General features: G+C 71.4%; 21 protein-coding genes. 14 read left to right on the top strand and 7 right to left on the bottom strand.

Annotated features, from left to right (window positions below):
- Window positions 1-49: 49 nt before the first annotated feature.
- The gene (locus AB1046_RS14825) at window positions 50-1516 is read right to left on the bottom strand and encodes a DUF222 domain-containing protein (RefSeq protein ID WP_369370078.1); all 1467 of its coding nucleotides are present in this window, start codon (window positions 1514-1516) and stop codon (window positions 50-52) included.
- A gap of 130 nt (window positions 1517-1646) precedes the next feature.
- Here AB1046_RS14825 and AB1046_RS14820 point away from each other — a divergent pair, with 130 nt between their 5' ends.
- Together AB1046_RS14820 and AB1046_RS14815 are read left to right on the top strand one after the other, a co-directional pair.
- Window positions 1647-4244: a DNA polymerase III subunit gamma and tau gene (locus AB1046_RS14820; RefSeq protein ID WP_369370077.1), complete on the top strand. Its 2598-nt coding sequence runs from the start codon at window positions 1647-1649 to the stop codon at window positions 4242-4244.
- Window positions 4241-4666: an NUDIX domain-containing protein gene (locus AB1046_RS14815; protein WP_369370076.1), complete on the top strand. Its 426-nt coding sequence runs from the start codon at window positions 4241-4243 to the stop codon at window positions 4664-4666. The genes AB1046_RS14820 and AB1046_RS14815 overlap by 4 nt, the downstream gene beginning before the upstream one ends.
- A gap of 22 nt (window positions 4667-4688) precedes the next feature.
- On the opposite strand, the gene AB1046_RS14810 is transcribed toward AB1046_RS14815, so the two are convergent.
- The gene (locus tag AB1046_RS14810) at window positions 4689-4865 is read right to left on the bottom strand and encodes a hypothetical protein (RefSeq protein WP_369370075.1); all 177 of its coding nucleotides are present in this window, start codon (window positions 4863-4865) and stop codon (window positions 4689-4691) included.
- Between the two features lie 77 nt (window positions 4866-4942).
- On the opposite strand from AB1046_RS14810, the gene AB1046_RS14805 reads away from it, so the two are divergent.
- The 3 genes from AB1046_RS14805 (at window position 4943) to AB1046_RS14795 (ending at window position 6346) form a co-directional block, all read left to right on the top strand.
- The gene (locus tag AB1046_RS14805; RefSeq protein ID WP_369370074.1) at window positions 4943-5422 is read left to right on the top strand and encodes a MarR family winged helix-turn-helix transcriptional regulator; all 480 of its coding nucleotides are present in this window, start codon (window positions 4943-4945) and stop codon (window positions 5420-5422) included.
- Window positions 5419-5811 (top strand): VOC family protein, encoded by a 393-nt coding sequence (locus tag AB1046_RS14800; RefSeq protein ID WP_369370073.1) that lies wholly within the window; start codon window positions 5419-5421, stop codon window positions 5809-5811. Before AB1046_RS14805 ends, AB1046_RS14800 begins: the two co-directional genes overlap by 4 nt.
- A gap of 85 nt (window positions 5812-5896) precedes the next feature.
- Window positions 5897-6346 (top strand): GNAT family N-acetyltransferase, encoded by a 450-nt coding sequence (locus AB1046_RS14795; RefSeq protein ID WP_369370072.1) that lies wholly within the window; start codon window positions 5897-5899, stop codon window positions 6344-6346.
- Between the two features lie 27 nt (window positions 6347-6373).
- Here the strand turns inward: AB1046_RS14795 and add are convergent, their stop codons facing one another.
- The 3 genes from add to AB1046_RS14780 are packed head-to-tail and all read right to left on the bottom strand — an operon-like array spanning window position 6374 to window position 10306.
- A complete protein-coding gene (gene add / locus AB1046_RS14790) occupies window positions 6374-7339 on the bottom strand; it encodes an adenosine deaminase (protein ID WP_369370071.1) in 966 nt (321 codons plus the stop codon).
- A gap of 31 nt (window positions 7340-7370) precedes the next feature.
- A complete protein-coding gene (locus AB1046_RS14785) occupies window positions 7371-8927 on the bottom strand; it encodes an amino acid permease (protein WP_369370070.1) in 1557 nt (518 codons plus the stop codon).
- A 32-nt stretch (window positions 8928-8959) separates the two neighbouring features.
- Window positions 8960-10306, bottom strand: coding sequence for an aspartate aminotransferase family protein (locus AB1046_RS14780; protein ID WP_369370069.1), 1347 nt, complete (start codon window positions 10304-10306; stop codon window positions 8960-8962).
- Window positions 10307-10595: 289 nt separating this feature from the next.
- Here AB1046_RS14780 and AB1046_RS14775 point away from each other — a divergent pair, with 289 nt between their 5' ends.
- From AB1046_RS14775 to AB1046_RS14765, 3 genes are read left to right on the top strand one after another with little or no spacing between them, the layout of a single operon-like run.
- Window positions 10596-11726, top strand: coding sequence for a phosphotransferase enzyme family protein (locus AB1046_RS14775; protein ID WP_369370068.1), 1131 nt, complete (start codon window positions 10596-10598; stop codon window positions 11724-11726).
- Between the two features lie 58 nt (window positions 11727-11784).
- Window positions 11785-12705, top strand: a complete 921-nt coding sequence (locus AB1046_RS14770) for an ABC transporter ATP-binding protein (protein ID WP_369370067.1) — start codon at window positions 11785-11787, stop codon at window positions 12703-12705.
- Window positions 12702-13850 carry an ABC transporter permease gene (locus AB1046_RS14765; protein WP_369370066.1) on the top strand — a complete coding sequence of 383 codons (1149 nt, stop codon included), beginning with the start codon at window positions 12702-12704 and terminating at the stop codon, window positions 13848-13850. Before AB1046_RS14770 ends, AB1046_RS14765 begins: the two co-directional genes overlap by 4 nt.
- 15 nt (window positions 13851-13865) lie before the next feature.
- Here AB1046_RS14765 and AB1046_RS14760 read toward each other — a convergent pair whose 3' ends face one another.
- Both AB1046_RS14760 and recR read right to left on the bottom strand, forming a co-directional pair.
- Window positions 13866-14435 carry a DUF5063 domain-containing protein gene (locus tag AB1046_RS14760; protein ID WP_369370065.1) on the bottom strand — a complete coding sequence of 190 codons (570 nt, stop codon included), beginning with the start codon at window positions 14433-14435 and terminating at the stop codon, window positions 13866-13868.
- Between the two features lie 11 nt (window positions 14436-14446).
- On the bottom strand, window positions 14447-15070 hold the full coding sequence (gene recR, locus AB1046_RS14755) for a recombination mediator RecR (protein WP_369370064.1): 624 nt from the start codon (window positions 15068-15070) through the stop codon (window positions 14447-14449).
- A 77-nt stretch (window positions 15071-15147) separates the two neighbouring features.
- Here recR and AB1046_RS14750 point away from each other — a divergent pair, with 77 nt between their 5' ends.
- From AB1046_RS14750 to AB1046_RS14725, 6 genes are all read left to right on the top strand, one after another.
- Window positions 15148-15921, top strand: coding sequence for a TSUP family transporter (locus tag AB1046_RS14750; RefSeq protein ID WP_369370063.1), 774 nt, complete (start codon window positions 15148-15150; stop codon window positions 15919-15921).
- A gap of 124 nt (window positions 15922-16045) precedes the next feature.
- A complete protein-coding gene (locus tag AB1046_RS14745; RefSeq protein ID WP_369370062.1) occupies window positions 16046-17323 on the top strand; it encodes an aspartate kinase in 1278 nt (425 codons plus the stop codon).
- Window position 17324: 1 nt separating this feature from the next.
- Window positions 17325-18425: an aspartate-semialdehyde dehydrogenase gene (locus AB1046_RS14740; RefSeq protein ID WP_369370061.1), complete on the top strand. Its 1101-nt coding sequence runs from the start codon at window positions 17325-17327 to the stop codon at window positions 18423-18425.
- A 145-nt stretch (window positions 18426-18570) separates the two neighbouring features.
- Window positions 18571-18939, top strand: coding sequence for a GntR family transcriptional regulator (locus AB1046_RS14735; protein ID WP_369370060.1), 369 nt, complete (start codon window positions 18571-18573; stop codon window positions 18937-18939).
- A complete protein-coding gene (locus tag AB1046_RS14730; protein WP_369370059.1) occupies window positions 18936-19883 on the top strand; it encodes an ATP-binding cassette domain-containing protein in 948 nt (315 codons plus the stop codon). The genes AB1046_RS14735 and AB1046_RS14730 overlap by 4 nt, the downstream gene beginning before the upstream one ends.
- Entirely contained in the window at window positions 19880-20671 is a 792-nt protein-coding gene (locus AB1046_RS14725) for a hypothetical protein (protein ID WP_369370058.1), read from the top strand. The genes AB1046_RS14730 and AB1046_RS14725 overlap by 4 nt, the downstream gene beginning before the upstream one ends.
- Window positions 20672-20678: the final 7 nt, after the last annotated feature.

Raw genomic sequence — 20678 nt, 5'->3', positions numbered from 1 at the left:
GCGGCAGGCTCAGGCGTTCGGTGGCGGTACCGAGGCGAGGTCGTCGCGGTCACGCGGCGTACTGGTCGAACCAGGCGACCCTGTTGCTGTATTTCGGGTGGGCCGGCGTCGGGGGTTGCGGAGCGACCGACCGGTACGTGTGCCCGGTTGGTGTGGTGGTGACGACGACGTGCCGCCTGGTGGCGGGGTCGGTTCCGGGGGCCGATCGCCAGCCTGGGGCCTCCTTGGCCTGGTTGCAGGCAGCGCAGAGGCCTTGCCCGTTGGCCAGGCTGGTGTCGCCGCCGTTGGCTGCTGGCTGGATGTGGTCGAGGTGGCGGATCGGGGCGTCGCACCAGGAGGTGCGGCAGATGCCCTGGTCCCTGATCCGCAGCAGGTCGGCCAGCCCGTCGGCGAAGAGCCGGCGTTTGCTGGTCGCGCCGATCAGGTCGCCCTGAGTGGTCGCGTAGACGGTTCGCAGCCAGGCGGCGCCGAGGTCCAGGGCGCCGGCGGTGAGGTTGCGTGCGATGGCTGCGGGAATTGTGCCGTGTCCGGCGCCGGTCGCGTCCAGGATGAGTGCGGGCTCGTGCCCGCCGCCCAGCAGGGCCGCGTCGGACACGACGAGGTTCACCGTGACCGGCACGTCCGCGGCGTGTTCTTGGCCCGTGACCCGTTCGACAAGGGTGTCGGCCATGATCTGGCCGGTGGACCGTTCGTCGCCGCCCGTGTACCGAGCGGACTCTGCGACGAGCTTCAGCGCCGCGTAGACCTGCACCCCTTGTGCGACGGGCAGTAGCGCCGTCACGTACGACATGGTGTCCGGGGCGGGCCGGATCGTCACGCAACGTTCGCTGGTGGCCTTCGCGGCCCGCTTGACCAGTGCCGCAGGGTCGATCTGGTTGGCGCGGTCGGTGATCAGGCCAACCAGCCGCCGAGTGCCCACCCCTCGCAGGGTGTCCGGGTCTGCGCACAGGTCGGCGTCGATCTGCCTGCGGTCCTCCAGGGTGAGGCACGCAGTCTCCTTGACCAGCAGCAACGCCCGCTCTTCGGAAAGCCGGCCCGCCCGCAGTGCCGCCAGCGTGTGCGGCATCTCCTCGTGCCAGACGCGGGCTGCACCGAGCAAGGTTCGGGTGCGATTGGGTGACAGGCGCAGTGCGCGGGCTGCCTGCTGTGCCGCACTGGCAGTGGCCTCACGTTCGGCGGACCTGACAGTGACCGGGATCTGCCGCCCGGCCGAGTCGTGATGCCCTGACGGGTCCGCGGCGTGCTCGCGCGCGGCTCGCAGGGCGTCGTCTTGCAGCTCGATCAGGACCTGGGCCTGCACCGCCACGCAGGCGGCCTTGACCTCTTCCAGGGCGCGCAGAGCGTCGACCCGAGCCGCGTTGTCCCCTGGCTTCGCCGCTGCGAGGAGCCAGCCGTGCAGGGCTGCGATCCGCTCCGCGCTGACGTCCCCGAGGGCCAATGCCGAGTCGTCGTGGGTGGTGTCGGTGGCGGGTGGCAGGCTCGGCACGGAGCGCAGGGCAAGGTTGCTGTTCTGCATGTCTGGCCGCCTCTCCTTCGGTTCGGGATCTGCATCCATCGTATGGCACATGTGTTCTATTTGCGAGTCGAATCCTAACCTGTGGATGGTCGTCTCCCGAGTGTCGGTGAGGCCGTCTATCGTTGCTGGCGTGACCACCGCCCTGTACCGCCGCTACCGGCCCGAGACGTTCGCCGAGGTGATCGGCCAAGACCACGTCACGGGCCCCCTCATGCAGGCCCTGCGCAGCGGGCGGGTGAATCACGCCTATCTCTTCAGCGGTCCTAGGGGCTGTGGCAAGACGACGTCGGCGCGCATCCTCGCGCGGACGTTGAACTGCGCGAAGAACACACCCGAGTCGCCGATCGACACCCCGTGCGGCGAGTGCCACTCGTGCGTCGAGCTGGCCCGCGGGGGTAGCGGGTCGCTCGACGTGGTGGAGATCGACGCGGCGTCGCACAACGGTGTCGACGACGCGCGTGACCTGCGCGAACGCGCCACGTTCGCCCCGGCCCGCGACCGGTACAAGATCTTCATCCTCGACGAGGCGCACATGGTGACGCCGCAGGGCTTCAACGCGCTGCTGAAGATCGTCGAGGAGCCGCCGCCGCACATCAAGTTCATCTTCGCGACGACGGAGCCGGAGAAGGTGATCGGCACCATCCGGTCCCGGACGCACCACTACCCGTTCCGGCTCGTGCCGCCGGACGTGCTGTCGCCCTACCTCGAGCAGCTCTCCAGCGCCGAGGGGATCGAGGTGGGCGGGGGTGTGCTCCCGCTGGTCACGCGCGCGGGCGGCGGTTCGGTGCGCGATTCCCTGTCCGTGCTGGACCAGCTCATCGCCGGCGCCACGGGCGGCGTCGTGGACTACGACCTCTCCGTGGGTCTGCTCGGCTTCACCCACGCGACCCTGCTGGACGACGTCGTGGACGCGCTCGCCGCGCGCGACGGCGGCTCGATCTTCCGGGTGGTCGACCAGATCATCGCGACGGGCCACGAGCCGCGCCGGTTCGTCGAGGACGTCCTGGAGCGGTTGCGCGACCTCATCGTCATCGGCGTCTCGGGTGATGCCGCCAGCGCCGTGCTGCGGGGCATACCCACCGACCAGCTCGAACGCATGCGCGCCCAGGCCGGGCGGCTCGGGGTGGCGGAGCTGTCCCGTGCGGCGGACCTCGTGAACGCGGCCCTCACCGAGATGACCGGCGCCACGTCACCGCGCCTGCACCTGGAGCTGCTCTGTGCCCGCCTGCTCCTGCCCGGGGCCGACGACGGCGTCGCTGGCTTCGCCGCGCGTATCGACCGCCTCGAACGGGGCGGCATCGTCGCGTCCGGAGCGCCGGTGGCGTCCGGGGCGGGCGGCGGCGGCGGTGCGCCGAGCCGTGCGCCGGCTCAGGAGTCGGCTACGGGTGGCCGCGCCGGGGCTGCCGCGGCGCGCGCGGCGCTCGGCGCGCGAAAGACAGCCGGGGAGTCCGGGCCGACGGCGGAGGTTGCTCCTGAGTCTGCCGCGGCCGAGGCGCCGGGCGGACCCGAGGTCGAGGCGCCGGCCGACGAGCCAGCTCCCGGCGCGTCGGCTGGAGCTGCGCCTGCCGTACGGAGCGAACCCGCGCCGGCCGCGCGGGTCGAGTCTGCGCCCGTCGAGCCGAAATCAGCGGCCGCCCCGTCAGGGCCCGACGCGGCTGCTGCATCATCCGCGACCGAGGCATCCGCTCCGGCCGTCCCGGTCGCCGCGCAGGGCGCCGAGGCCGAGATCACCACCGAGACCGTCCGACGGCGCTGGCCGGAGGTGCTCGGGGCCCTCGCCGCCGCTCGTGTGACGTGGTCGCTCGTCAGCCCGAACGCACAGGTCTCAGCACTCGAGGGGGGCACGCTGAAGCTCGGCTTCGCGGCCCCTGGCCTGGCCCGTGCGTTCTCGAACGCGCGGCACACGAGCGCTGTTGAAGAGGCGGTCTACCAGACGCTCGGCATCCGCGTACGGGTCGAGGCAACCCTCGACGAGGGCCCGTCCGGCGGCGGTGGCGCCCCGGGTGGCGGCCCGTTGGGTGGCGGCGCCGGGCCGGCGGCGTCTGCGGGCGAGCCACGGCATGAGGCACCTGCACCCGCCGACGCTCCCGAGCCGGACTGGCCTGACGTGGCTCCGCCGGGTGGCGGCGCCACGGTGTCCGCGCCGTCGGTTCCCGTGGCTACGGCATCCGCGGTGGGCACAGCGGCCACGGCGTCCACCGCGGATGCCGCCAGGCTGGGCGTGGTGGCCCAGGGGAGCGTGGCGGTCGCCGAGCGCCCCGAACCATCACGTCCCGAACCGACCGGCCCCGAGGTCGGCCGCCCGGACCCGTCGAGGTCCACCGCCCGGCCACCGTCAGTCGCGAGCGCGGCGGACGAGGCCTGGCTGTCGGGCGCCAGCGCGAGCGAGCCGCCGTCGGACTACGACCTGCCTGAGCCCGAGCCCGTCTACGAGGAGGAGGCCGCCGCCCCGGCAACGCCCCCGATGTCGGGGGCCGTCGGCGCTCGCGAGGCACTGCGGCAGGCGAACGAGCGCCGCGCAAAGGCGGCCGCCGCCTCCGACGAGCCGCGGGCAGCGGCCTCGGCGGCCCGGGCCCCCGGGGCGGCGCCGTCGGGCGACGGGACCGAGTTCTACGACGAGCAGTCCGCCGACGACCCGGACATCGCGGCGGCCGGGCTGGTCGGGGTGCAGCTCGTGGTGCAGGTGCTGGGCGGCACGGTGATCGACGAGATCGTGGAGCAGTCATGAGCGCGGACGGCGCCATCGGCCCGATCACGACACTGCGGATCGTCGCTGCCGTCGTGGAGCGTGCGGACGGCCGGCACCTGCTTGTCCGCAAGCGAGGCACAAGGTCGTTCATGCAGGTCGGCGGCAAGATCGAGCCCGGCGAGGAGCCGCTGGCGGCACTCCTGCGCGAGTTCGAAGAGGAGATCGGGGTGCGGCTCGACCCGTCCGACGTCGAGAGCCTTGGCCGGTTCGGGGCGCCCGCCGCGAACGAGCCCGACCACATCGTCGATGCGCACGCCTACCGGGTGCGGTTGCGGCCCGGCACGGACATCGCGGTTCGTGCCGAGCTGGAGGAGCTCGTGTGGATCGACCCGGCGGACCCGGTCGCGAACTACCCGCTCGCTCCGTTGTCCCGGGACCTGCTGGTCGCGGCCGGGCACTGAGCGCGGCCGGGCATTGAAGGCGTTAGTGCTCGGCGTGCTCCGCCCGGTACCGCGCTACCCGTTCGGCGCGCTCGCGCTCCATCCGGCGGCGCGGGTCCCGGTCGTCCGACTGCTCGGCGGGTCCGGCCACGTGCAGGAGCAGCCAGTTGAGCCGCCACAGGATGCGGTAGCCCAAGGTCAGGCCGTCGCGGTTTCGCATGCCCTACCTCCATTTAGTTGGTGTACCAATAGTTTGCACACCAACTGTTAGTCTGGTCAAGATCCGAGAGGAGTCGCATGACTGCCACTTCGCGCGACGGCGCCGCGCCCGACCCCGTCGTTACCGACCCCGAGGACCTCCTGGCCCTCGACCGTCAGGTGTGCTTCGCCCTGGCCGTCGCCTCGCGCAGCGTCATCGCGCTGTACCGGCCGCTGCTCGACGCAATGGGCATCACGCACCCGCAGTACCTCGTGCTGCTCGCCCTGTGGGAGCAGTCGCCGCTCTCGGTCAAGCAGCTCAGCGGGCTGCTGCAGCTCGACCCCGGCACGCTGTCCCCGCTGCTCAAGCGGCTGGAGGCGATCGGGTACGTGACGCGGCGCCGCGACCCGCGCGACGAGCGGGCCCTCGCCGTCGAGCTCACCAAGGACGGCCGCGCGCTGCGCGAGCAGGCGCTGCGGGTTCCGCCCGCCATCATGGAGCGCCTGGGTATGTCCGTCGAGGAGCTCGAAGTGCTCCATCGCAGCCTCACCCGCGTCATCGCGGCGGCCGCCCCGTGACCCGCGGGCGCCTCCACCACGTCGAGCTGTGGGTCCCGGCCCTCGATCGCGCCGAAGAGTCGTGGGGCTGGCTCCTCACCACGCTCGGTTACACCGAGCACCAGCGCTGGAGCGCCGGGGTGAGCTGGATCCTCGACGGCACCTACGTCGTCGTCGAGCAGAGCCCAGCGCTGGCCGACGGCGCCCACGACCGCCTTGCGCCCGGGCTCAACCACCTGGCGTTCCACGGTGGCACGAGCGACGAGGTGGATCGGCTCGTCGAGGCCGCACCTGCGCACGGCTGGGCGCTTCTCTTCCCCGACAAGCACCCGCACGCGGGCGGGCCCGACCACTACGCGGCCTACCTGGAGAACGAGGACGGCTACGAGACCGAGGTCATCGCAGACTGATGGGCGTTGGTCGGTGGCTGCTGGCGTCTTCCCCGGATTGAGCGCTCGGCGGCAGATGTCAGTGCCTCGTGGAAGAGTCGGGTCCATGGCCAACCTGCAGCTGGCAGAGCTCACCACGGACAATCTCTTCGGGGCCCTCCGCCTGCCCCCGCAGGCAGACGACAAGGAACCGGTAGCCCCGGTCGCCTGGTCGATCGCTGAGGCCTACGTCAATCCCACCGCGTGGCCACGAGTGGTTCTCGACGGCGATGAGGTGGTCGGCTTCGTCATGGCGAACTGGGACCCGGACGAGGAGATCCCGGAGTTCCGCGCCGGGATCTGGCGCCTCAACGTGGCCCGCGATGTGCGTAGGCGCGGGATCGGCCGGTTCGCCGTGGAGCAGGCGGCCGAGGAGGCCCGGCGGCGCGGGGTCGACCGCATCACGGCCCTGTGGGTCCCCGGACCTGATGGACCCGAGGAGTTCTACCTGCGCTGCGGCTTCCGCAAGACGGGGAATCTACTGTTCGACGAGTTGGTGGGCGAGCTGCTCCTGTGACGCGAGGCCGGTCGAGGGGCGAGTGAGCTACTCACCCAGCCAGCTCTGGATCCCATCGAGCAGCCGCCGTTTCAGCAGGTCCGGCGCGTTCGAAGCCCGGACCGACGTCGCCGCGATCGCGGCAAGCCCAGCGTCAGAGCAGACCTGCCGCGCGACCTCGTACTGCCCCACCATCCCGACGCCGAACAGCAGCGGATCGTCGGTCGCGAGGGCCACGGGCACACCGTCGGCCAGCAGCGCCGGCAGCACCTCCGGAGCGGGCGTGACGCCGAACGGCGGGTACGACGTCGGGCATACCTCGAGCGCTACCTGGCGCTCCGCCAGGAGCGCCACCACCGACGGGTCCTGGATCGCCGTCAGCCCATGCCCGATGCGTGTGGCGCCCAGCAGCTCGACGCACTCGCGGACGTGCCAGGCGCCCGCGTAGAACCCGGCGTGCGGTACCCGCGCCAGCCCGGCTTCGGCCACGAGCCGGAAAGCCGGGACGAAGGCGCGGACCTGCCCGCGCCGCTCGTCGTTGGACAGCCCGAACCCCAGCACACCCTCCGGCGCGTACTTCACCGCGATCCGGGCGATCCGCTCCGCGTGCTCCGGGTCGGCGCCCCAGCTCGCCGCGAGGATCACTCCCACCGGCAGGTCGCGTGCGGCGTCGAGCAGCGCCTCGACCACGGCTTCGAGCGACCCGAGCCACCCCGCGTACGCCGTCGGGTCCACCTGCAGCTCGGTCCAGCCGACGCCGTCGGCGCCGTCCTGTTCCACTGCCTCCCGGACCACCCGCGCGATGTCGTCGGAAGAACGCACCGCCGCGCGGGCCGTGTCGTACCGCGCCTGGAACGCGTCCCAGCCGTGGACGACGCCGGGCTCGATCGGTACGGCGGGGAGCGGCGGCAGGTCGTAGTGCGCGGCGAGCTCGGCCGCGGTCGACGGCCGCATCGATCCCGTCAGGTGCAGGTGCAGGTTGGCCTTGGGCAGCGCGCGCAGGTCGCGGGGCATGCCAGGAGTCTGGCACGCGAGAGTGGTCATCTCATGCGTCGGCGTCGGCGTCGGCGCCCGCCTCGGTTGAGAGGCCGCCCGACTGGGCGTACTCCTCCTCCGGGGACATCACCAGGCGGTTGCGGCCAATCAGGGCGAACAGCGCCAGCCCCACCACGAAGACGACCAGGAACGTCACCACCGCCACCTGGAACGCGGTGTTCAGGACGATCCCGAGGAAGGCCGCTACGGAGATCACGCCGGCCACCACCGCGCCCCAGACGCCGGTCGGGCTCCGATAGGGCCGCACGGCGTCGGGGAACTTTCGGCGCAACAGCACGAACGACACCATCTGCATCACGTACGAGATCACCGCGCCGAACACCGCGATGAAGAGGATCACGCCCGCCGCCGCCCCCGCCGCGTCCGGGCTGACCGCCGGGACCACGAGGAGCACGAGGGTGAGGATCACGAGCCCGAGCACCGCGGTCGCGACCAGCGCCACCCACGGCGTCTTGTGCTTGGCGCCGGTGAGTGACAGGAACGTGGGGTAGTAGCCCGCCCGGGAGAGCGAGTACATGTTGCGGCCGGCGGCGAACAGGATGCCCTGGAGCGAGGCGAGCAGCGCCACGAGGGCGAGCAGGGCCAGCACACCGGCCGCTTCCTCGGGGAGGAACGCGCGGAACCCGGCCAGCAGCGGCTCGTCGCCGTCGCCGGGCGACACGGTGATGGCGGCGGTGCCCGTCACCGCGGGGTTGAGGAACAGCACGGCCAGCCCGAAGATCGCGAGCGTGACGACGCCCCACACCGCGGCCCGGGGGATGTCGCGGGCGGGGTTGTGCGCCTCCTCGGCGGCGAGCGGCAGCTCCTCGATGCCGAGGAAGAACCAGATCGCGAACGGCAGGGCGTAGAGGATGCCGACCGGCCCGAACGGCATGAGCTCGGTACCGCCGTCGGCGGGCACGATGTCGTTGAGGCGCGAGAAGTCGACGGCCCCGAACGCGACGGCGGCCACCGCGAAGAACGCCAGCACCACGAGCGAGATCACCGCAACCACCAGGGCCAGGCGGAAGCCCACGTGCGCCCCGAGCGTGTTGATCGCCACGAAGGCCACGTACAGCACGATCCACCACACCCACTGCGGCAGCGACTGCCCGGTGAACGCACCCAGCGCGGAGTCCGCGTAGACGCCGGAGAACCAGACGATGACGGCGGTGGTCACCACGTACTCGATGGTCTCGGCGAGCCCGGTGACGAACCCGCCCCACGGCCCCATCGAGGCTCGCGCGAACGAGTAGGCGCCGCCGGTGTGCGGCATGGCCGCGGACATCTCGCCGATCGAGAAGATCATCGTGAAGTACATGATCGTGACGAAGACCATGGCGATCAGCATCGGGACCCAGCCCGTGGTGCCCAGGCCAACGTTCCAGCCGGAGAACTGGCCGGAGATCACCGCGGCGATCCCGATGCCCCACAGGCCCCAGAAACCGGCGCTCCGCCGCAGCTGTCGCTTCTCGAAGTACTGGCCGTCGGCCTGCGTGTAGGTGACGCCCGCGGTGCCGGGCGGCGTGCCGGGCGCCGTGCCGGACGCCGTTTCGGTAGTTGCCATACCGTCCTCCAAGTAAGTCAGTGGCCGATGAGTCAGTGGCCGAGCGCCGTGAGCGCGTCGGTGAAGCCGTCGATCAGGCGGTCGAGGTCCTGGTCGTCGAACACGAGGGGCGGGCGCAGCTTGAGCACGTTTCCGGGCCCGCACACCGAGGTGAGGATCCGGCGCTCGCGCAGCGCCTCGACGACGTCGAGGGCCGCGGCGACGTCGGGCGCCTTGGTCTTGGGGTCGGCCACCATGTCGACGCCGACATAGAGCCCGGCGCCGCGCACGTCGCCCACCCGTGGGTGGTCGGCGGCGACGTCGCGCAGCGCGGCGAGCATTCGCGCCCCGACGTCGGCGGCCTGCTCCTGGAGCCTGTCCTCCTGGAGGATGTCGAGCACGGCCTGCGCGGCCGCCATCGACACAGGGTTGCCGCCGTAGGTGTTGAAGTACGGGATGTGGTCGCCGAACGCGGCCAGCACGTCCGCCTGGGCGGCCACCGCGCTGACCGGGATGCCGGCGGCCATCGGCTTGCCCAGGGTGACGAGCTCGGGCACGACGCCGTGGCGGGCGAACCCCCACATCGCGTCGCCCGTGCGGCCGAAGCCCGGCTGCACCTCGTCGGCGATGAACACACCGCCGGCCCGCCGCACCACCTCGATCGCGGGCGCGAGAAAGCCTGCCGGGTCGGGGTAGACGCCGTCGGACGAGAAGATCGAGTCGGCGAGGAACGCGGCCAGGCGCACGCCGTGCCGCTCCAGGTCGGCCACCTGACGGGCGACCTGGTCGGCGAACCAGCGGCCCAGGTCCTCGGCGGGAACGGGCGCCCGGTACGGGTCCGGGGCCGCGACCGTGCGTACGTCGAGCGCCAGGTCTTGCGCGGAGCCGAGGGCGGGCGACAGCGCCGACGTCAGCTCGGTGTTGCCGTGGTAGGCCTCGGCGCTGACGATGACGCCGGTGCCGCCCGTGTGCGCGCGGGCGACGCGGACGGCCAGGTCGTTGGCTTCCGACCCGGTGCACAGGTACATGACGCGGTCGATCTCGTCCGGCATGGTGCGCAGCAGCGCCTCGGAGTAGTCGACGATCCGCTCGTGCAGGTACCGGGTGTGCGTGTTGAGGGCGGCTGCCTGCTCGGCGATCGCCGCCACCACGCGCGGGTGAGCGTGGCCCACCGAGGCCACGTTGTTGTACACGTCGAGGTAGTCGTTGCCGTCGGCGTCGAAGACGTGGGCGCCGCTACCGCGCACCAGGTGCACGGGCTCGCGGTAGAAGAGCCGGTAGGCGGAGCCCAGGACGCCCGACCGGCGGTCCACCAGCTCCGCGGTCCGGGGTGGCAGGCCGCCGGTGGGGTCACCGGGCCGGAAGGCGTTGGTGTCCATGATCGTCGACCGGGTAACCATGGGCAGTGCTCCTCACGCTCGCGTCCACCTTGCGTCCCGGGAGGGATCCACGGCCGCCCGGCCGTCCGCAGGACGGTCCCATAGTGGAGGCGGCGTGTATCCCCTGGAGCAGCCTGGCGATGACGGTCGGGTAACCGTTCGGTGCGCTGCGGGCTCGGGTTATTTCCGTCCGGTGACTTGCGTGAATTTCCCGTTGCGCCCCTTGTGTGCCCCTGACGTGCGACGCACCATGGCAGCGGCCGCCCGCCTCCGCTCCCAGCCCTGACTCCCAGTCATGAGGAGCATCGACATGCCCGTCACTGCCGCAGCGCAGTCCGCGTCCGGTCCGCAGCCGCCCACCTCGTCGGCGTCGCTCGCGGCCTTCGACGCGCTCGTCCCCGGGGACCAGGCGCCCGGCTGGCTCCGCGACGGCGTCGCCGCGTCCTGGCCGCTCGGCTCGGTCACACAGGCGGCCACACAATCAGCCACCGGCGACGTCGCGATGCGCCTCATCACCGTCTCGGAGAACGCGACGTTCCTGGTGACGGCCGACGGCGTCCCGGTCGCCGTCGTGCGGGTCGCTCGCCCTGGGTATCTGGCCGGGGCGGACGCGTTCGAGTCCGAGGTCGCCTGGGTGGCGGCGCTCGCCGCGGACGGCGTCTGCCAGGTGCCCGACGCACTACGGACCAGGTCAGACACGTTCTGCGCGGCGTTGACCGACGAGGCGGGCACGGTCTGGTGGTGCGTGGCCTACGGTTTCGTCGCCGGGCGCATCCTGGAGGACATCTTCAGCGAGGCAGACGCTGGCGACGCCGTCGACCCGACGTCGTACTACCGCGAGATCGGCGCCATCAACGCCCGGCTGCACGAGCACGCCCTGAGCTGGACCCCGCCGGCAGGGTTCGCCCGCCACTCCTGGGACGTCCCGGACATGCTCGGGCCGACGGCGCGCTGGGGACGCTGGGAGGACGCGGTCGACGGCGCGGAGCGCGGACTGCTGGAGGAGGCTCAGGCGGCGGCCCTCGCGGTTGTCGGCCAGGCCCCGCGCGACGATGCAGCCTGGGGGCTGGTGCACGCGGACCTGCGGCCGTCGAACATCATGATCAATGGGGACCAGCTCACCGTCATCGACTTCGACGACTGCGGCCACACCTGGTTCCAGTACGACTTCGCGGCCGCGCTGACCTTCCTGGAGCACACGCCGGAGGCGCCCACGATGGCCCTGGAGTGGCTGGCCGGGTACACGTCGGTGCGGCCGCTGGCGCGGGACGCCGTCGAGCTCGGGTGCGCCCTGTCCATGGTGCGCCGCCTGCAGATGCTCGGCTGGACCACCACCCACCGCGCAGACGCCCTGCCGCCCGACCTCTGGTCGGCGCAGGTGCCCGGGACGATCGCCGTGGCCCAGGCGTACCTCCGCAACCCGACCTGGCTGCTGGACTGAGCAAACGTCATCCCGGGGGGCGACGGCGCAGGCCCGCGCGGCACGCTACTGTCCCCGCATGACACCAGACGGTGGTATTCACGCCCAGGGCGTGCGGCGTTCGTTCGGTCCGGTGCACGCCGTGGCCGACGTCGACCTGGTCGCCGCGCCAGGCCGGGTCACCGCCCTCATCGGCCCCAACGGGTCCGGCAAGACGACCCTCCTGCTCATGCTTGCGGGGCTGCTGGCGCCCGACGCGGGCACGATCCGCATCGCCGGGGCCGACCCGGTGACCCAGAACTACGTGACGCGCTCCCGGACCGGCTGGATGCCCGACGTCTTCGGCACGTGGGACTCGCTGACGGCGCGCGAGGTCTTGACCACGGTCGCGGCCGCGTACCGGCTCGATGCCGCGGCCGGCGCCGCCCGCGCGGGCGAGCTGCTTGAGCTCGTGCACCTCTCCGAGCTCGCCGACCAGCCTGCGCACGTCCTGTCCCGCGGTCAGAAGCAGCGCCTCGGGCTGGCCCGCGCCCTGGTGCACGACCCCGACGTCCTGCTCCTCGACGAGCCCGCCTCCGGCCTGGACCCGCGCTCCCGGGTGGACCTGCGGGTGCTCGTCCGTCGGCTCGCGGCCGAGGGCAAGACCGTCCTGGTCTCCTCGCACGTGCTCACCGAGCTCGACGAGATGGCCGACGACGCGGTGTTCATCTCGCGCGGGCGCACGGTCGCCACGCAGTCGGTCCTCGACGCCGACCGGCCGCGCGAGTGGCGCCTGACCGGCCTGGACCCCGAGGCGCTCGCCGCCTGGCTGGACAACAACGGCTCTGCCTACCGCAAGGAGGCCGAGGGCTCCGGCGTGCTTGTCGAGCTGACCGGTGACACCGCAGCAGCGGCGCTGCTGAGGTCCGCGATCGAGGCGGGCATCGACGTCTCCAGCCTCGCCCCCGCGGGCGGAGTGCTGGAGCAGGCCTACCTGGCCCTTGAGGAGGAGCGACGATGAGCATGGACGTGGAAGTCGTCGAGCCCGCGCCGTCCGCCGGCAGTGTGCCCGCCGAGCGCGGCGCGTGGTCCCTGTCCTGGCACGGCCTGCGCACGGTAGCGGTGCTGGAGCTGCGGCAGCGGGTCCGGTCCACGCGGTGGAAGACCGCGCTGATCGTGTGGTTCCTGATGGTCGGCCTGATCACCCTGCTGACGACCGGGGCGTTCAGCCTTCTGGCGGGCAGCAGCCCCGACACGTCGTTCGGCGGGACCGTCTACAGCATCGTCGTCGGCTTTGTGCTATTCCTCGGGCTGCTGGTGGCGCCCACCCTGTCCTCGGGGGCCATCAACGGTGACCGGAACGCAGGCACGCTCGCGACGCTGCAGGTCACGCTGCTCTCGCCCGCGGAGATAGTGCTCGGCAAGCTTGCCGCGGCCTGGATCGCGGCGCTCGGATTCCTCGTGGTGAGCATCCCGTTCCTCGCACGGGCGCTGGTCGGCGGCGGTGTGCACTGGCTGGCGCTGCTCACCACCGTGCTCATGCTGGCCCTGGTGCTCGGCGTCGTCTGCGCCATCGGGCTCGGCTTCTCGGCTCTGGTGGGCAAGACGTCGGGGTCGGCAGTGCTGACCTACCTCACCATCGGCGGGATCACCGCGGTGCTGCCGATCCTGTTCGGCCTCCTCGTGCCGGTCACCTCCACGCTGGAGAGCGTGCGGGTCTGGGACGTCGAGCCGGGGTACACCTGGGAGGAGACGACGGCGCCCGAGTGCGAGTGGCAGACCCAGGAGATCGAGGTCTGGCATAGCGAGCGCACCTGGTGGCTCCTGGCCCCGAACCCGTTCGTGGTGGTGGCTGATGCCCAGCCGCTCACCGGGGACCCGGAGCTGCTCGCCGACGACGGCAACATGCTCGCGATGCTGCAGTACGGCGTCCGGTACGCCCGGACGGGCGACACCGGTCCGCAGGACTGGTGCAGCGGGTACGTCATGGGTGACGGCAGCGCCGCCGCCGAGTCCCCGGTGGAACCCGTGGTCGTCACCGACCAGCTCGTGTGGCCCTGGGGCCTCGGGTTCGACCTGCTGCTCGGTGCGGCCGGCGTGGTCATCGCGGTGAACCGCCTGCGGGTCCCGACCCGGGACCTCGCGCAGGGCACCCGGGTCGCCTGACCCGGGTCGGTCCGGTCAGGAGTGGAGGGCGTCGTACTCCGCCTCGGCGGCGACGTCGTCCTCCACGTCCAGGCGTACGTGCGCCAGCAGCACCTGCAGCACGCGCAGGGCCGACGCCGCGCGCTCGCCCCACAGCGAGAAGTAGGAGAACTGCCACCACCACAGGGCCTCGACCTCGTGGCCGCTGTCGTAGTGCTGCAGGCCCTTGGCCAGCGCTTCGGCGACACACGCGAGGTCACCCGACAGCGACGCCGAGCCCACATCCTCGCCCAGCACCGGGTCCACTACCTCGGTGTAGTCGTCGAACCCGTCGAACATCTTGGACAGGGCCTCGCGCAGCGGGTCCAGGTCGGTGTCGGGGCCGGCGTCGGGCTCGTAGCGCTCCTTCGGCACCACATCCACGATCGCGGCGAGCCGCGCCCCCGCGGCGAGCAGGTCGGACGACGCGAGGACCAGCAGCGACAGCTCCGCTCCCGGCATCCCTCCGGACGCCACCTGGGTCACCGTCGACAGGAACGTCCGTGCCTGTGCGGACACCTGGTCTGCGACCTCGCTGAGGTCCGAACCGGGGGCTATCTCACTCATCGTGATCCCACCTACTTGTTGTTGCCGAGGCTCTTGTTGTTGGCGACGACGCGGCGGCCTTCGAACGCGCGACCGAGCGTCACCTCGTCCGCGTACTCCAAGTCTCCCCCAACGGGGAGACCCGAGGCCAGCCGCGAGACAGTAATTTCCATGTGACCCATCAGTCGGGAAAGATAGGTCGCCGTGGCCTCTCCCTCGACGTTGGGGTCGGTAGCGAGGATGACCTCCTGCACCCTCCCGTCCGCGAGGCGGGCCAGGAGCTCGCTGATGCGCAGGTCGTCCGGGCCGATGTTCTCGATGGGATTGATGGCCCCGCCGAGCACGTGATACCGACCGCGGAACTCCCGGGTGCGCTCGATGGCGACCACGTCCTTGGGCTCCTCCACCACACAGATCACGTCGTCGCTACGCCGCGGGTCGAGGCAGATGCGGCAGCGCTCGGCCTCGGCCACGTTGCCGCAGAGGTCGCAGAACCGCACGCGCAGCTTCACCTCGGTGAGCGCGTCGACCAGCCGCTTGACCTCATGGTTGTCGGTCGCGAGCAGGTGGAACGCGATGCGTTGCGCGCTCTTGGGCCCGACGCCGGGAAGCCGGCCGAGCTCGTCGATCAGGTCTTGGACAGCGCCTTCGTACACAAGAGATCACCCTACGGGTCGACACCGACATCCGGGCGGGCGCCAGCACGCTCGCGCGGTTCAAGCACAATGCACCAGTGCCCGAACTTGATCTGCTCACCATCGTTCTGCTCCTGCTCGCCGGTCTCGCGGCAGGGTGGGTCGACGCCGTCGTCGGCGGCGGAGGCCTGATCCAGCTGCCCGCACTGCTGCTCGTCCCCGGGATCAGCCCCGTGCAGGCCCTGGCCACGAACAAGCTCGGCAGCATCATGGGCACCTCCACCAGCGCCATCACCTACTACCGGCGGGTCCAGCCGGACCTGCGCACCGCGGGCTGGATGGCGCTCGCCGCCCTGGGCGGCGCGTTCGGCGGCGCGATAGGCGCATCACACATTCCGGACCAGCTTTTCAGGCCGATCATCCTTCTGGTGCTCGTCGGTGTGCTGACCTGGACGCTGCTCAAGCCCAACGTCGGCAGCCACGACAACCTGCGCTGGGTCGGCAACGGGCACAAGCGGATCGCCGCCGTGATCGGCCTGCTCATCGGCGCGTACGACGGGCTGCTCGGCCCCGGCACGGGCACGTTCCTGGTGATCAGCCTGGTGAGCGCCCTCGGGTACTCGTTCCTCCCGGCGTCGGCCATAGCGAAGATCGTCAACTTCGCGACCAACCTGGGCGCGCTCATCTTCTTCGTCCCGAGCGGCGCCGTCATCTGGACGCTCGGCCTCGGTCTGGGCGTCGCCAACCTGATCGGCGCCTACATCGGCGCACGGATGGCGGTGGCCAAGGGCTCGAAGTTCGTCCGCGTGGTCTTCGTGATCGTGGTCGGCGCCCTGATCGCCCGCCTGGCCTGGGACGTGTTCTTCGCCTGACCCTCACTCTCACTCCGCGGAACGCCCTGGGGAGCGGCCAGGCCCCGGCGTACGATCGAGCCGCAAACCCAACCATCCGGCGGGCCGTTGAGACAGACGGAGGCCGGCAACGGAAGGCAGGCGCATGGCACTTGTCGTGCAGAAGTACGGCGGATCATCGGTCAGCGACGCGCGCAGCGTAAAGCGCGTCGCCAAGCGGATCGCCGAAGCAAAGCGAGCGGGCAACGACGTAGTGGTCGTGGTGAGCGCCATGGGCGACACCACCGACGAGCTCCTCGACCTCGCCCAGCAGATCACCCCGCTCCCGCCGCAGCGGGAGCTCGACATCCTCCTGACCGCAGGCGAGCGCATCTCCATGTCGCTCCTGGCGATGGCGATCACCAACCTGGGCGTGAAGGCCAAGTCCTACACGGGTCAGCAGGCGGGCGTCATCACGGACGCGGTGCACGGGCGGGCGCGCATCGTCGACGTCGTGCCGCACCGCATCCGCGAGACGCTCAACAAGGGACAGGTCGCGATCGTGGCCGGTTTCCAGGGCGTCACCCGGGTCACCAACGACGTCACCACCCTCGGTCGCGGCGGCTCCGACACCACCGCGGTGGCGCTCGCGGCGGGCCTGGACGCCGACGTCTGCGAGATCTATACCGACGTCGACGGCGTGTTCACGGCCGACCCGCGGATCGTCCCCGCCGCCCGGAAGATCGACCGGGTCTCCTACGAGGAGATGCTGGAGCTCGCGGCCTGCGGTGCCAAGGTGCTCGCGCTGCGCAGCGTCGAGTACGCGCGCCGGTACAACGTGCAGGTGCACGTACGCAGCTCGTTCAGCGCCCACGACGGAACACGCGTGGTCGCGGCAGACAAGAAGTCGAAGGAGAACCCCATGGAAGCCCCGATCATCTCCGGTGTCGCGCACGACCGTTCCGAGTCGAAGATCACCGTGATCGGCGTGCCGGACGTCCCCGGTATGGCCGCCCGCATCTTCGAGGTGGTGGCCGGCGCGGGCGCGAACATCGACATGATCGTGCAGAACGTGTCGGCAGCGGCCACGGGCCTCACCGACATCTCGTTCACGCTGCCCGACGGCGACGGCCCCGCCACCATGGCGGCCCTCACCGCGGTGCAGACCGAGATCGGCTTCAGCTCCCTGCAGTTCGACGACCAGATCGGCAAGCTGTCGCTCGTGGGCGCGGGCATGAAGTCGCACCCGGGGGTCTCGGCGCGGCTCTTCGGCGCGCTTCGCGACGCGGGCATCAACATCGAGATGATCTCCACGTCGGAGATCCGGATCTCGGTGGTCACCCGCGCGGACACCCTGGACGACGCCGTGCGCGCCGTGCACACCGCTTTTGAGCTCGACGGCGTCGACGGCGAGGCAGTCGTCTACGCGGGAACGGGGCGCTGACATGGTCGAGATCGCAGAGCACGGTGTGCACGTAGCCGTCGTCGGCGCGACCGGCCAGGTGGGTGCGGTGCTGCGCCGTCTGCTGGAGGAACGGGAGTTCCCCGTGGCGGCGGTGCGGTTCTTCGCGTCCGCCCGTTCGGCGGGCAGCACGCTGCCGTTTGCCGGGGTGGACGTCCCGGTGGAGGACCTGGCCGCGACCCCGGTCGAGGACCTCGCCGACATCGACATCGCGCTCTTCTCCGCGGGTGGTGGCACGTCGCGCGAGCACGCGCCGCGGTTCGCGGAGGCGGGCGCCGTCGTCGTCGACAACTCGTCGGCCTGGCGGCTCGACCCCGAGGTGCCGCTCGTGGTGTCCGAGGTGAACCCGGAGGCGATCGGGGAGGCGGCCAAGGGCATCGTGGCCAACCCGAACTGCACCACGATGGCCGCGATGCCGGTGCTCTCGCCGCTGGCGCAGGCGGCCGGGCTGGAGCGGCTGAAGGTGGCCACGTACCAGGCGGTGTCCGGTTCCGGCCTGGCCGGGGTGGCGGAGCTGGCCGGGCAGGCGCGCTCCGCCGTCGGGCAGGACCTGGAAGGCCTGGTGCACGACGGCGGAGCCGTCGACCTGCCCGATCCCAAGGTGTATGTGGCCCCCATCGCGTTCAACGTGCTGCCGCTGGCCGGCAACCTGGTCGACGACGGCTCGGGCGAGACCGACGAGGAGCAGAAGCTCCGCAACGAGTCCCGCAAGATCCTTGGTCTACCTGACCTGGCCGTGGCCGGCACCTGCGTACGGGTGCCCGTGTTCACGGGCCACTCCCTGTCGATCCACGCGGAGTTCGCGCGGCCCATCTCCCCGGACGAGGCCCGCAAGCTCCTGGCCGACGCTCCCGGCGTCCAGCTCGCGGATGTGCCGACCCCGCTCGCGGCGGCGGGCATCGACCCGTCGCTGGTGGGCCGGATCCGGCAGGACCAGTCGGTCCCGGACGGCCGCGGCCTCGTCCTGTTCGTCAGCAACGACAACCTCCGCAAGGGCGCAGCCCTGAACACGATCCAGATCGCGGAGCTGATAGCGGCTGACCTGGCGGAGCTGGCCACCCTGGAGGCGGCCGACGACGCCTGACCTGGCCGTCCGCCACGAGGGGCGGGGGAGTGTGCGCATCACGCACGCTGCCCCGCCCCTCGTTCTGTCTCGACAAAGTGCTTGCGCATCCGGTCCTTGGTATGGTTCATTAGTCAAGTAACGAACCAACGAAGGGGGTGAGCCTGTGTTCGACGGACCCGAGCCGATCTACCTCCAGATCGCGCAGATGATCCGCGCGCAGGTGCTCGCCGGTGAGCTGAAGGAGGAGGAGCAGGTCATGTCCACCACGCAGTTCGCGACGACGTTCCGCATCAACCCGGCCACCGCGCAGAAGGCGTTCGCGGGGCTGGTCGACGAGGGCGTGCTCTACAAGCGCCGCGGTCTGGGGATGTTCGTGGCACCGGGCGCCAGGGAACGTCTCCTGGACGAACACCGCAAGAGCTACTTCGAGGAGGTCCTGGCCCCGGCTCTGCAGCAGGCGGACATCCTCGGCATCTCCACCGACGAGGTCATCGCCTACGTCGTGGGCACGAGAACCGAGGAGGAGTCATGACGACCGCACCATTCGGAGCCCGGCTGGACGACGTCGTAGTCCGCTTCGGCAAGGGCCGCAGGATGCTGCCCAACGGCACCCTGGTCAAGGACGACGCCAGCACCGCGCTCGACGGTGCCACGGTCGCTATCCGGCCCGGAGCCATCACCGGGGTGCTCGGCCGCAACGGCGCGGGCAAGACGACGATGCTCTCGCTGCTCGCGGCGTTCACGCGCCCAACGAGCGGAACCGTCGTCGTCGGGCCGGAGGGCGCGCAGGAGGATCCGTGGGAGAACCCGTGGATCACCTCGGGCACCCAGCTCGTGCGGGAGAGCGGCGACCTGATGAACGACGAGAAGGTCTCCACCTCGCTCAAGTACTACGCCGACATGCGGCCCGACTGGAGCGCCGAGACGGCGGAGCGCCTGCTGGACCTGTTCGAGGTCGACGTCCGCAAGAACCCGTCGGCGCTGTCGCGCGGCAAGCGGTCAGCGGTCGGGGCCACCATCGGCCTGGCCACGCGTGCGCCGCTGACCATCTTCGACGAGGTGTACCTCGGCATGGACGCACCCACGCGGTACGCGTTCTACGACGAGCTTCTCGCCGACTACGCCGAGCACCCGCGCACGATCCTGCTCTCCAGCCACCTGGTCGAGGAGGTCGAGCGGCTCTTCGAGGACGTCATCGTCATCGACCGCGGCCGGGTGCTCCTGGCGGAGCCCGCCGACGAGATGCGGGCCCGCGGTTTCAGCCTCACCGGGCCGAAGGACGCCGTGGAGCAGATCGCGGCCGGCCGCCGGGTGCTGCACCGCCAGCAGCTCGGCGCGACCGTCCAGGTCACGCTGGAGGGCGCGCTCGACGACGACGAGCTGGCCGCGGCTCGAGGGGCCGGCGTCGAGGTGGGCTCCGTGCCGGTACAGGACCTCTTCGTTCGACTGACCGGCCCGCGGAGCGTGCAGTCATGAGTGCCACGACCACCAGTGCGGTCGCCGCGGTCGCCGGCCGGGAGAACCTGGTCCGTGAGGCCGATGCGCGTGCCGTCCGGCGGGCGGCCGGGGTCACGATCCGGGTCGTCCGCACGATCGGCGTCTGGTACTGGGTGATCTTCACGGTCGTGGCCGTGACGATCATCCTGGCCCAGGTGCGGTTCGGCTCCGGGATGGACGAGGGTGTGCTCGACGCGCAGATGGGCGGAAGCTCACGCTGGTTCGTGCTGGTGCTGGGCATCGTCGTCCCGGCCACGTACCTGCGGCTGCACGTCGCCGCGGGCGGCACACGCAGGGCGTTCGCGATCGGCACGGTGCGCGGCGCCCTGGTTGGTGGCGTGCTGATGGCCCTGGTGTCCGCGGTCTACCTGGTCGGTGAGCGTGCCCTGTTCGGTGCGCTCGGCCTGTCCTGGTCGCGTGCTTTCGGGCTGCCGGTGGACGGCTTCGCGGGTATCGCGCTGGGGGTCGTGACCGACACGCTGGTCGTGGCCACCTACTACCTGGTGGGCGCTGCGATCGCGGCCGGCTACTACCGCCTCGGCACGCTGCGGGGCACGGCGTACGTCGTCGTCGCGCTGGTCCCGGCGGCGCTGGTCGACCTGGTGATGCACTCCGGCGTCACGGCCGCGGTCGTAGGGCCTGAGAACCTGCCCGGCGGCGCCCTGGGCATCGTGCTGGGCCTGGCCGGCGGGCTCGCGACGGTAGCGCTGGCGGGCTGGCTGTTCGGCACGCCGCTGCGCTCGATCCCGCTGCGGCCGGCGGTCTGAGGGTGAT

The organism is Promicromonospora sp. Populi (assembly GCF_041081105.1).
Lineage (GTDB): Bacteria > Actinomycetota > Actinomycetes > Actinomycetales > Cellulomonadaceae > Promicromonospora.
The sequence above is the reverse complement of the archived record's forward strand: the minus strand, read 5'-3'. Positions and strand labels throughout refer to the sequence as shown.

Coding starts and splice junctions, on each gene's coding strand:
- AB1046_RS14825 (WP_369370078.1), bottom strand. CDS start 1,516: ATGCAGAACAGCAACCTTGCCCTGCGCTCCGTGCCGAGCCTGCCACCC.
- AB1046_RS14815 (WP_369370076.1), top strand. CDS start 4,241: ATGAGCGCGGACGGCGCCATCGGCCCGATCACGACACTGCGGATCGTC.
- AB1046_RS14810 (WP_369370075.1), bottom strand. CDS start 4,865: ATGCGAAACCGCGACGGCCTGACCTTGGGCTACCGCATCCTGTGGCGG.
- AB1046_RS14805 (WP_369370074.1), top strand. CDS start 4,943: ATGACTGCCACTTCGCGCGACGGCGCCGCGCCCGACCCCGTCGTTACC.
- AB1046_RS14795 (WP_369370072.1), top strand. CDS start 5,897: ATGGCCAACCTGCAGCTGGCAGAGCTCACCACGGACAATCTCTTCGGG.
- add (WP_369370071.1), bottom strand. CDS start 7,339: ATGCCCCGCGACCTGCGCGCGCTGCCCAAGGCCAACCTGCACCTGCAC.
- AB1046_RS14785 (WP_369370070.1), bottom strand. CDS start 8,927: ATGGCAACTACCGAAACGGCGTCCGGCACGGCGCCCGGCACGCCGCCC.
- AB1046_RS14780 (WP_369370069.1), bottom strand. CDS start 10,306: ATGGTTACCCGGTCGACGATCATGGACACCAACGCCTTCCGGCCCGGT.
- AB1046_RS14775 (WP_369370068.1), top strand. CDS start 10,596: ATGCCCGTCACTGCCGCAGCGCAGTCCGCGTCCGGTCCGCAGCCGCCC.
- AB1046_RS14770 (WP_369370067.1), top strand. CDS start 11,785: ATGACACCAGACGGTGGTATTCACGCCCAGGGCGTGCGGCGTTCGTTC.
- AB1046_RS14765 (WP_369370066.1), top strand. CDS start 12,702: ATGAGCATGGACGTGGAAGTCGTCGAGCCCGCGCCGTCCGCCGGCAGT.
- AB1046_RS14760 (WP_369370065.1), bottom strand. CDS start 14,435: ATGAGTGAGATAGCCCCCGGTTCGGACCTCAGCGAGGTCGCAGACCAG.
- AB1046_RS14745 (WP_369370062.1), top strand. CDS start 16,046: ATGGCACTTGTCGTGCAGAAGTACGGCGGATCATCGGTCAGCGACGCG.
- AB1046_RS14740 (WP_369370061.1), top strand. CDS start 17,325: ATGGTCGAGATCGCAGAGCACGGTGTGCACGTAGCCGTCGTCGGCGCG.
- AB1046_RS14730 (WP_369370059.1), top strand. CDS start 18,936: ATGACGACCGCACCATTCGGAGCCCGGCTGGACGACGTCGTAGTCCGC.
- AB1046_RS14725 (WP_369370058.1), top strand. CDS start 19,880: ATGAGTGCCACGACCACCAGTGCGGTCGCCGCGGTCGCCGGCCGGGAG.